The 9,608-nt window shown below is 29.8% G+C and carries 11 protein-coding genes; 9 read left to right on the top strand and 2 right to left on the bottom strand.

The window, feature by feature from the left end; all coding sequences use genetic code 11:
• The 6 genes from ACH0CI_RS27435 to ACH0CI_RS27460 form a co-directional block, all read left to right on the top strand.
• A partial coding sequence (locus ACH0CI_RS27435; RefSeq protein WP_406902580.1) for a hypothetical protein occupies nt 1-333 on the top strand: 333 nt, incomplete at its 5' end.
• A gap of 81 nt (nt 334-414) precedes the next feature.
• Complete coding sequence (locus ACH0CI_RS27440; RefSeq protein WP_406902582.1) at nt 415-822, top strand: hypothetical protein; 408 nt, start codon at nt 415-417, stop codon at nt 820-822.
• 179 nt (nt 823-1,001) lie between these two features.
• Nucleotides 1,002-1,694, top strand: a complete 693-nt coding sequence (locus tag ACH0CI_RS27445; protein WP_406902583.1) for a Rep protein — start codon at nt 1,002-1,004, stop codon at nt 1,692-1,694.
• 492 nt (nt 1,695-2,186) lie between these two features.
• Nucleotides 2,187-2,780 (top strand): DUF3967 domain-containing protein, encoded by a 594-nt coding sequence (locus ACH0CI_RS27450; RefSeq protein WP_406902584.1) that lies wholly within the window; start codon nt 2,187-2,189, stop codon nt 2,778-2,780.
• Nucleotides 2,781-3,383: 603 nt separating this feature from the next.
• Nucleotides 3,384-4,787 (top strand): ApeA N-terminal domain 1-containing protein, encoded by a 1,404-nt coding sequence (locus tag ACH0CI_RS27455; protein WP_406902592.1) that lies wholly within the window; start codon nt 3,384-3,386, stop codon nt 4,785-4,787.
• Between the two features lie 1,739 nt (nt 4,788-6,526).
• Nucleotides 6,527-6,658: a hypothetical protein gene (locus tag ACH0CI_RS27460; protein ID WP_406902585.1), complete on the top strand. Its 132-nt coding sequence runs from the start codon at nt 6,527-6,529 to the stop codon at nt 6,656-6,658.
• A 240-nt stretch (nt 6,659-6,898) separates the two neighbouring features.
• On the opposite strand, the gene ACH0CI_RS27465 is transcribed toward ACH0CI_RS27460, so the two are convergent.
• Nucleotides 6,899-7,606, bottom strand: a complete 708-nt coding sequence (locus ACH0CI_RS27465; RefSeq protein ID WP_406902586.1) for a DUF4145 domain-containing protein — start codon at nt 7,604-7,606, stop codon at nt 6,899-6,901.
• A gap of 187 nt (nt 7,607-7,793) precedes the next feature.
• Here ACH0CI_RS27465 and ACH0CI_RS27470 point away from each other — a divergent pair, with 187 nt between their 5' ends.
• On the top strand, nt 7,794-8,294 hold the full coding sequence (locus ACH0CI_RS27470; RefSeq protein ID WP_406902587.1) for a hypothetical protein: 501 nt from the start codon (nt 7,794-7,796) through the stop codon (nt 8,292-8,294).
• Between the two features lie 32 nt (nt 8,295-8,326).
• Here the strand turns inward: ACH0CI_RS27470 and ACH0CI_RS27475 are convergent, their stop codons facing one another.
• The gene (locus tag ACH0CI_RS27475; RefSeq protein ID WP_406902589.1) at nt 8,327-8,644 is read right to left on the bottom strand and encodes a hypothetical protein; all 318 of its coding nucleotides are present in this window, start codon (nt 8,642-8,644) and stop codon (nt 8,327-8,329) included.
• Between the two features lie 361 nt (nt 8,645-9,005).
• Between ACH0CI_RS27475 and ACH0CI_RS27480 the strand changes: the two genes are divergently transcribed.
• Together ACH0CI_RS27480 and ACH0CI_RS27485 are read left to right on the top strand one after the other, a co-directional pair.
• A complete protein-coding gene (locus ACH0CI_RS27480) occupies nt 9,006-9,164 on the top strand; it encodes a YlcI/YnfO family protein (protein ID WP_406902590.1) in 159 nt (52 codons plus the stop codon).
• 109 nt (nt 9,165-9,273) lie between these two features.
• On the top strand, nt 9,274-9,608 hold a 335-nt coding region (locus ACH0CI_RS27485), incomplete at its 3' end, for a response regulator transcription factor (protein ID WP_406902591.1).

The raw sequence follows: 9,608 nt of genomic DNA on the forward strand, positions 1-9,608 counted from the left end.
CTTCGTTTCCCAGGAGAAGCGATTATGGATATCTGTAAAAAGTATCGAGAAGAAAAAAAGAAAGAATGGTCGTTAGACTATATTACGGAAACGGTTAGTGAAAATCTTCATAGTGTATTAAAAAATGAACTTAAAAAAATTCGATTAGGAACAAATAGTGCAGATAAAAACACACAAATTCTTATCGAATTCATGAATGGATTGTATTTCCACCATGGCTATGAGGGGATTATGACAACGGATCTTTTAGAACTAGAAGAAACTAAACTTGCCAAAAAAGTTGTAGGGGAACGTATTGTAAATCAACGACAAAAACGGTTGGATAAGGAATAGCCTAAAAGCTAAAATAGCCTTTAAGGCTAGTTAGGTAGGCTTAAGCCTACTTTTCCTTTTAATAAACGAGGTGAATATAGCTTGATATGTAGTTATTGTGGGACAGAAGGTTTAGAAGAAAGCTGCTCATTTTGTGGAGTTAGTCTAAATATAAAAAGACCGAAACTAAAAGAATTTGTGGTCTTAGATGACGTTGAGAAGCCTTTTAATGAACTTGCATGCTTTCATACGTATGATTTGTTAATTTTACTACGTTTGGTACGTAAAGAAAGGACAAAAGCCTATGATTTAATGCTAACGCTTAAAAAGGCTGGTAATAGTCCTCAAATTGACCAAGCAATGGTAAACTATTCGGAAGAGCAATATGGGCTTTATACGAAGCGTATGAAGGTTGTAGAAGGTATTTTAATAGACAGGATGGGTTATAAGCCTCAAAGGGTAGATGATAAATTATTAGCGAAATTAGCTGAAAGACTACGAAAAGAGTAGAAAAAGAGGGAAATTATTGATAGTGTTGAATGTAGTATAAAATGAGAAAAACCGCCCATGCTTTGGCCGGCTTGGCGGTTTCTCGAATACAGAAAGGGAATGGGTCCCTTATCAAACATATTTATGTACATATTCTATCATAAGGGACTAATTCCTGCCACATAAGGAGAGGAATTAGCTTGGAAAACAGCAATACTATTGTTAATCTAAAGCAAAAACTTGCTGAAGCAGAAAAAAAAGCAAGATTAAAAGATTTAAAACATAAGTCATATTCTTCGGAAGAAGTTTCTGACATTCAAAAGTCATTATTGGATTTAATGCAAGAGATTACAGGTGAAAAACATTTTATTGCTAGGGAAAAGGATGTTTTTGCAGGGGAGCCGTTTAATCAAGTCATGCACAGAAATTTGGATTTGTTAGTAAGAATTGATTATTTAACCCAGGCGGAAGAAAGCTTTTTATTTAGAATTCAACCATACTTAGAATTTAAGAGTAATGTTATTATCTGTAGAGAAGACAAATTTAAGAAGAAAAAGAAAAGTATTGAGGATGAATTTGTTTTAGGAAAGTCTGCAACTGTTTCAGATATAGCAGAAATGATTGGTAAATCACGTAGGCAAACATCTGAAATTATGAACTCTTTGAAGAAAAAAGAGATTTTACTTAATCCAGAAGGAGCAGGAAAAATTTCTGAAAATGGTCGTTCTGTAACCCCTCGAACATGGATTGTAAATCCATATATTATGATTTGTGCGCCTAGAAAAAATGAAGTGAAATTAGATCAATTAACAATGAGATTATTCCAACATTCTTTAAAAAATCTTAAAGATCAAAATGGCAAAAAAGTAAATTTACCAACTAGGTTCTTTTAGACTGTCCGTATCTATTTAGATACGGTTTTTTATTTTCTTCTGCGATATCTTAGGTGTGAGGAAAACCTCACAATTACACTTTAAAATGAGAGGTTTTCCTCACACCTTAAAAAGTCTAATTAAGTTAATAGTATCAAGGGCTCAGGCCACTTTGTAGCTCTAGTCTCTATTATCAGTATTATTAAGTACTAATTTTGCAATGAAATTGCAAGGTTCTTTTTATGTTATTTTCGTTAGAAAAAATTAGCCTTAAGGCTAAAAAATCACCATAAAGGTGATTCAAAGCTTTTAATGACTAGGAGAATAAGTGCTGTTCCCCATAAGAATAGCCTTAAAAGTACTGTATGGTGATGTTTACTTAATAGATACCTCTATACTAAATTTATATGTTGCCTAAAGAATAAGGAGGAGAATACTATTCTAAATCGAAAACATTGTTAGAATAGCCTATATAATGAATAATTAGCTGTGTTAAGAATAGGTGGTGAATATATGTCTGAACAAATAAATGAAATAGTTTATTTAGGTGGAGAAGTAGCAAAATCGTTAGGAATAGCTCGTAGTTCTCTTACAAAATACTGCATTGCTTTAGAAAACAAAGACTATAAATTTATTAGAGGTTCTAATAATTCTAGAGCATTTAGAAGTAAAGATATTCTCTTACTGCAAAGAATGAAAGATTTGATACAAGACAAAGGTATGACTATGGAAACAGCTGTGAATGTAGTGTTGTCAATGCTTCCAGAAGAGGAGAGAATAGGTGCTATTCTCGGTGAGAACAAGGTAATGTCTTCTGAAATTGAATCTAAAGAACAAGAAGAGAACACGCAAATTTCTCTTGTTATGGATAAATTAGAATACATTGATGAAATATCTGATAGGTTAAATTCAATGGAAAAAGAACTTAAAGATATTAAAACCCAAAATAAGATTTTACAAGATCAAAATTATGAGTTAAAAACAACTGTTGAAACAAGTTCAAATAAAAGAGATGAAAATCTTTTATCACTGATCCGTGAAGTTCAAGATACGAAAAAACTGATAGCAGCTTCTCAAGAAAAAAAGTGGTGGGAGTTTTGGAAATAATGTCATTGTTTCACGGGTAAGTAATATATCAATAAAAATAGAATTGAAGACATGATTTAAATGGTAAAAATATTTACACTAATATCATATACTGGTAAAATACGTTTAGACCGTCAAAGCTGCGTGAAACGTAACAGTTAATAAACTTACGTAAATGAAGCCAACGTTAATAGTGATAGGTAAAAGTGAAGGATAACTTCTTAGTAAAGAGGTTATAACCTCTTTCACTTTAAGATCCTATTAAATTAGCGAAGGAGAGATTTTTATGAAAAAGAAATTTTCGAAAGTGAAAGTAACTGTTGCGATGTGTACACTATTGGGCGGTGCTTTTAACTTGATCGCGGCTGTAATCAATCACCTCCTGTAATGGGTGGTGATTATTTTTTTATATTATATACATAACAAAGACCGCCAATTATAAAAAGTTTACAAGGCGGTCTTTGCTATGTATGCGCTATATATTTATTTGTGAATTAGCGACATTATATCTATTAATTCACGGATATAGAGGGTTAATAGGGTGAGTAAAGGTAAGTTTTCTTTCTATAACTGATGGACGCAGTCTACAGTATTCAAAAAAAGAAGAGAGGGTTTTAATTGAAAGTGAATTTTTCAGCAACAGCTTTCTGGACTTTTGAAAATTCTGATACACAGTACCATGGAGATCTTTATTTGAATAAAAAAGAGGGAGGAGTGATTGTTTATATTCGAGTTCCTAATGAAGGAGGTCCTATGAGTTATTTTAATCTGCCACTTGAGATTCCTTTAATTAATGGTACAACAATAAATGGGGCCAAAATTTGTTTGCTAAATTGTTCAAGGATATCAACACAGTCAAGGATAGGCTTGGAAGAAGTATATGGTTATAGAGCTAAATATATGTTAGAGGATGTTAACTTCGAAAATAAAGAAAAGGCAGTGTTCTCAAGAGTAAGGATGAGTCTTCCAGGGATAATTAAGTGGGGGAATGTATCCAACTATGTTAAACCTGTTACTGGAAATCGTGAAGTATTAATTGGACTAAATCCTTTAAATGAAATTGAGATTTATAGTAGTGATGAATATACTCTATCCTATGATTTAACCTGTAGTTATCCATTTAGGTTAATGGAAGAGGAAATAACTTTAGAACAAACTCCATATTTAATCGTTGAATCTAAATCTCTTCATTCTTTGGATTGGTTTTTAGATGTAATTATTAAAATGAAAAGACTTATTGAAATTGCAATGGGAATGGAATTACAGTTTGATAAAATGATTACAGAGTCACCTGAAATTAAATTGGAATTTGATAATGGTCATAGTCATATAAAACGTATAGAGGTAGTACATGCTTTAGCTCAACCTTTTAATCGAAATAATAAAAGTGATAATGGAATAGGTGAAAAGTTTCTTTTCACTTTGAATGAGCTTATAGAGAGAGCTAATTTTTCAAAATGGCAGGAAAATTTATCTATTTTAGAACCAATAATTGAATTACATATTGATGATTTATATAACCTAGAATCATCTGCTAGTCGTCACTTTTTAAATATGGCTCAAGCTTTAGAAACTTATCATTCCCGATTTGTATGTAATGGAAAATTAGCAAATTATAAAGAAAGAGTTGAAAAGATAATTGAAAGAAGACCTGAATCTTTTAAACAAGAAGATAGGGATTTTCTATTGAAAGGAAGCCATAGCATAATTTCATTAAAAAGCAGGATTGCTGATTTACTTTTAGCAGATTTTCGATTTAGATTTTATACTTCAGCTTGGGATTTTAGAGAATTCCCTGAAGTGGTTGGAGATACTAGAAATTATTATACTCATTATAATCCGAGTAAAGAAGATAAAGCTCTTAAGGATGATAAGCTAATAAATGCATACTATATACTTCGAAATATTCTTGAATACTATATTTTAAAAGAACTGGGCTTCGATGAAGATTTCATTCATGAACGAACGAGAGAAAGAACAAAAAAAATAATGATCAATGATAGCATTAAAAGAACAGATGAGAATTAAAAAATATTCCTTTGAAATTTTATATGTGTATAAAATGCCCACTTTCTATGCATTTTTCTTTTAATTATTTATTGTAGAGATACTAATCTATCAATAATGTATAAAAACCTGCATAAAGGATAAATTTAAAAAACAGACGAGACCTTGATACATAAGGGCTCGTTTTTGGTATGTCTTCCGGAAAGAGACATTATGTTAACTAACGTTGTATGCGATATACATAATGAAAAATTAAGACTAAACTTAGATTGGCAATAGCAGAAAACAGGAAGTATTATTTTACATTTAAATCTATAAATCTATATTTTTTAATAGTAAATAGAATTATATAAATTAAAATACTATAGATTTATATAATTCTATAGTATAATTTTGTATCATTATCCATTTTAGAGTGTATAATGACCTATTTTATAATTTTTATAATCCAGAAACTATCAAAAAAGATATCTTTTTTGATAGTTTCTGGATTATAAAAATTATATGTACCCCCCTCTTTTAAATATTTAGGATTTTTTTTAAAAAAGTGATTTTCATAATTTGTATTTATTCATTTTAATTAATATTAATTCCATTATAATAGCGATATTTGGTTATTTAATGAATAAAAATTGAATATCGAAAAACACTAAAAAAAAAAAAAGACCTAAAAATATAAAAGAAAACATCATTTTTTATATTTTTTTTGGCTTTTTCAACTCAAAATCATTTACATATTACATAACATGTACTATACTATGAGCAGTGGACACAGTTAGTGACCACTCTAAATAAAATTAATTAAATAAAATTAATTAAATACAGAAAATTATATCCATATTTCTATATTTAGAGAAATAATATAGAAATGTAGAGAAAATAAAAAGCGTAATCAACGATTGCAGTCGAAGATCACGCTAAACGAGAAAAAAATTATTCAGACTTATTGCTAGATGATTTACCATAAAGTGTGTGTATGTAGTTTAATAACAAAATGATAAATGATCCACCAGCGAACATTACTAAGAAGATTGTTAAGTCCATAATTTCACCCTCCTTTCAGTAAGAGGATTGTGGTTAATAGGTGATTTTTGCAGAAATCTCTTATTTGCCACTAAACATATTTATACCACAACGTCTGGTAGATTGTCAAATTATTAATCTATTTGTCTTTTTTTGTTAATATACTTTAGTGATTTAAAGTATTGAAGTTAATATTTTAAGAGAGTGTTTCATTAATAAAAATAAGTTTACTTAGGACAGTCCAAATTTGGTCTGTCCTAATTTATTTTGCTTTCGGTTGGAAAGATAGAGAAGAGCATAAGAGGTTTTTGTCGCCACTAGAGGTGTGGTAGATCTAGGAAAAGCCTAGAAACTCATTGGTGCATCAAATATTAGAAAGGTGAATCCAGTGTCGATTCATATTTCATTCACTTAGGTCCTAGTAAGAAATATTTCATTCTGTTATTTTGGCAAACCAAATAGTAGTTGATGTCGTCTTCCTCTAAAAAGTATGTTTCAATGCTATTTTTAACGAACATGTTATCACCTCACTTTACTTTAATATAACAGTTATCGATTATTTTAAACGCACATTTAAATATCATAAAAAGTTGTGTCTAAATGAGTAAAACGCTTATCTCCATAGATTACCCTACGGGAAGAGATTTTTGTTCTTTAGAGAAGTTACAAGTAGAGAATATCAATATCTTGTATTTGAATACTAGTACTATACTCTTAGAACGAAAATGGAGGCTAGTATGATGCTGGTAAAAAAGATGCTTAATAAAATTATGATGAAAGAACTTACGATTAAAGAATTAGCCATGAATGGGATAGTAAGTAAAGTAGATGCAATTGATCTTTTGTTGCAAAGTCCCAAAAAGTTATAAAACAGAATTTGTAAATGAAGCTTTGAGAAAAGTATTTATGGAAAAAGAATTATTAAATTAACTAAAAGCACTCACCTGTGATTTAGGCGAGTGCTTTTAGTTAATTTAATAATTCTTATAATAAAGATTATGTTAACTATCTTTGTATATCATAATTATTGGCTGCTTTATTATCAAATGCAAACAGTACAAATAGAATTTCTTTATATATCTTTTAATTATCATTGTTAAAAGAACCTTTTATTTTTTAAGAACTTTTTCATTTCGATTCTCAATACTTTTTATTTTTGAAGTAGGTATTAGATTATAAATTTCGTCTATCTCTTTTAATTGAGTAATCATTCTGTCTACAACAAAATTTAATAGTTTAAACAAGGCAAATGCAATATCTGTATTGTCATTTAAATCAATTGTCCCAGGATGGACTGCCTCATTTCCAATTACTCTTAAGCTATCTAAGGCTCTTTGAACCTCTTGTGGTAATCCTTTTTTTACTAGTTGTCCTATCATATTATCTATATTAGCTTTTTCTGCTCCAATTTGAGGAAGTAGCTTCTCCAATGCTAAGCGTAGCAATGCTGTAGATGCCATAGGAGATATTGAAACCACCTCCATAGCTTCTTCATAAATTCTCTTTACATCATCTGGCATATCGGGATTAGGAATCGGCGCCATTGAGGAGACAGGGAAAATTAATTTTCCTTTCTTCCATACTGAAACTTGTCTACATTTGTAACATTTACTTAGTGCAATTACGTTATTTATTAAGTATCCATTAACTCCAGCATCTTCCATACCCTTAGGTGTGGGCGCTATGCCTTGTTCAGCAACAAAGGATTCATTTTGAGTAGTTCTTAGACCGTGCCAAGATTGATGCGAGAATGTATTACAATGTGGACAATGAAAGCTATTTTTTCCGTAATTAGGAGGTTCATAATTTTGTTTCAAAATAATCCCTACTTTGTTTTTTAACAAAATTATACCTTATAAATAGAAGAATTTAAGTATTTAACCTTTCTTATGTGTATATTTTGTCTTTAAATAAAAAAAATAAGGAATTATGTTAATTTTCGCCTATTTATGAATATAATAGTGTTAATAGATTAACAAATATTATAACAATAGGTGATAAAAGTTGGATCATAACATTATAACAAAAGATGGCGTAGAAATTGTAATCAGAGATTTAATTGGTCTTACTTCGTCTCAGCGTAAAGAAATAAGTTTAGAAGCTAGGAGGAAGACTCGAGACCAATGGATTGATGAAGATGACAATGTAAAAGTAAAATTGAAAGATTCACAGAAAGAAGAGGTATTGGGTACATTAAAATACCATTTTAAAGAGTCTAACTTTACTAAACTCTTAAGCTTATTTTCATTTACAGATCATGCTGAAGAAAGAGCTATAGAAAGAATTGAGAATAGAGATCCAGCTCAAGATGATGTGGAAATAAAGCCTATGACCAAAATAAAGATTTTAAAAGCTTTAAGAGATGCATCTATTGTTCATGATTTAGCTGAATGGAAAGGAAGAGGAAGATTAAGTTACAGGTTAATTGGTGAAGTGGATAACATAGAGACTCATATATGTATATCTTTTCATGAAAAAGTGGCAATAATAACTGTTATAAATTAAAAACAACTCACTTTTTATAAAGTGAGTTGTTTTTAATTAAAGAAAGATTTATATTCGTCAAATTTTTCTTTTATAACAGAGTAATGAGAATAAATTTGATAGTCTATTTCTAAGTTTTCAATGATTTTATTTTCTTCTTGTAAGTGCTCGGCAATAATTGACACCATCAATCCAGTAAAAGCATCTTTAACTAATTCTTGATTAGTAGAGGTTGGTTCTTCGAGCCTGATGAAAGGTATATTTTTAACTTTCAATTGACCGCCAAAAAAAAGTTCGTCTCTTAGAATAACATCATCATTTTGACTTTGTTTATCCATCTTAACAATCTCCTCATCTAAAGTAATGCTCATAATAATCCCCTCCTACTAATTAGTTTTCTTGACAAAAAAATCAAAAAATATACTAGTATATGCTTTATTAATGAATTATATAACAAATTTTTTTTTTTTGAAATAAAAAAAGAGGACTATTTCTAAATATATTATGTCGGGTTTTAGAAAATGATAGCATATTTAAATATTTAAAAAGTTTTTCTTACTTTAAATTTAATTTGAATAATTATCTAAAAAATAAAATTTTTGAAATAAAACAAATAAAAAATTAAGTTTTAATTGCTAAGTTTATATTATCTAATTGACTTCTAAATTCTGATAATTTAAAATATGAGTGAGTACTCTTATGAGTGCTCACTCATCGAGGAGTGTGAAAGATATGCCTAAAACACAACCAGGTATGAAACGTTTAAATGCCGATATCCCAGAAGATTTGTTTAAAGAATTTGCAAAGAGGTGCATTGAAGAAGGTGTGAGCAAAAAAGATTTCCTTGTCCAACTTTTGGAGAAAGAACTCTTTAAGGATTCAAAGAAGTAGAAGAAAAAAGTAAAAGGGCACTTTCCCGGCAAGGAAAGCACCCCATGTAGAACTTGTAAGGACCTTTATTATAACATGGGTTGCCCTCAAAAAATAGGAGGGTCTTATCATGGATCAAACCGAAAAATTATTAATGGGTATCGAAAATATTTTAAGTGTTGCTTCTGATTTAGTACAAGAAGTGGATCGTCTTAAACGTGTTGAAGAAGAATGCCAAATACTTAAAGAAAAACTTTTTTTGAAGCAACTTACTTCATCTGAACAAGACGTTTTTGCTCTTGCGCTTGATGGCCATTCCATCATAGAAATGCAAGATATTTTGTTTAAAGAAGAGAGCACAATTAAGAATCAGAGACGCAGCATTCTACAAAAATTAAACGTTTCTTCGATGAAAGAAGCAATCGATTTTTATAAAAAAACTACCCAAACTTCTTCTCAAAACTT

Origin of the sequence: Priestia sp. 179-F W1.4 NHS (assembly GCF_045369295.1) — a bacterium.
Classification (GTDB): domain Bacteria; phylum Bacillota; class Bacilli; order Bacillales; family Bacillaceae_H; genus Priestia; species Priestia zanthoxyli.

Bases quoted from the DNA above. Each gene is read 5' to 3' on its own strand.
- ACH0CI_RS27460 (WP_406902585.1), top strand. From the start codon at position 6,527: ATGATGCTGGTAAAAAAGATGCTTAATAAAATTATGATGAAAGAACTT.
- ACH0CI_RS27480 (WP_406902590.1), top strand. From the start codon at position 9,006: ATGCCTAAAACACAACCAGGTATGAAACGTTTAAATGCCGATATCCCA.
- ACH0CI_RS27450 (WP_406902584.1), top strand. From the start codon at position 2,187: ATGTCTGAACAAATAAATGAAATAGTTTATTTAGGTGGAGAAGTAGCA.
- ACH0CI_RS27475 (WP_406902589.1), bottom strand. From the start codon at position 8,644: ATGAGCATTACTTTAGATGAGGAGATTGTTAAGATGGATAAACAAAGT.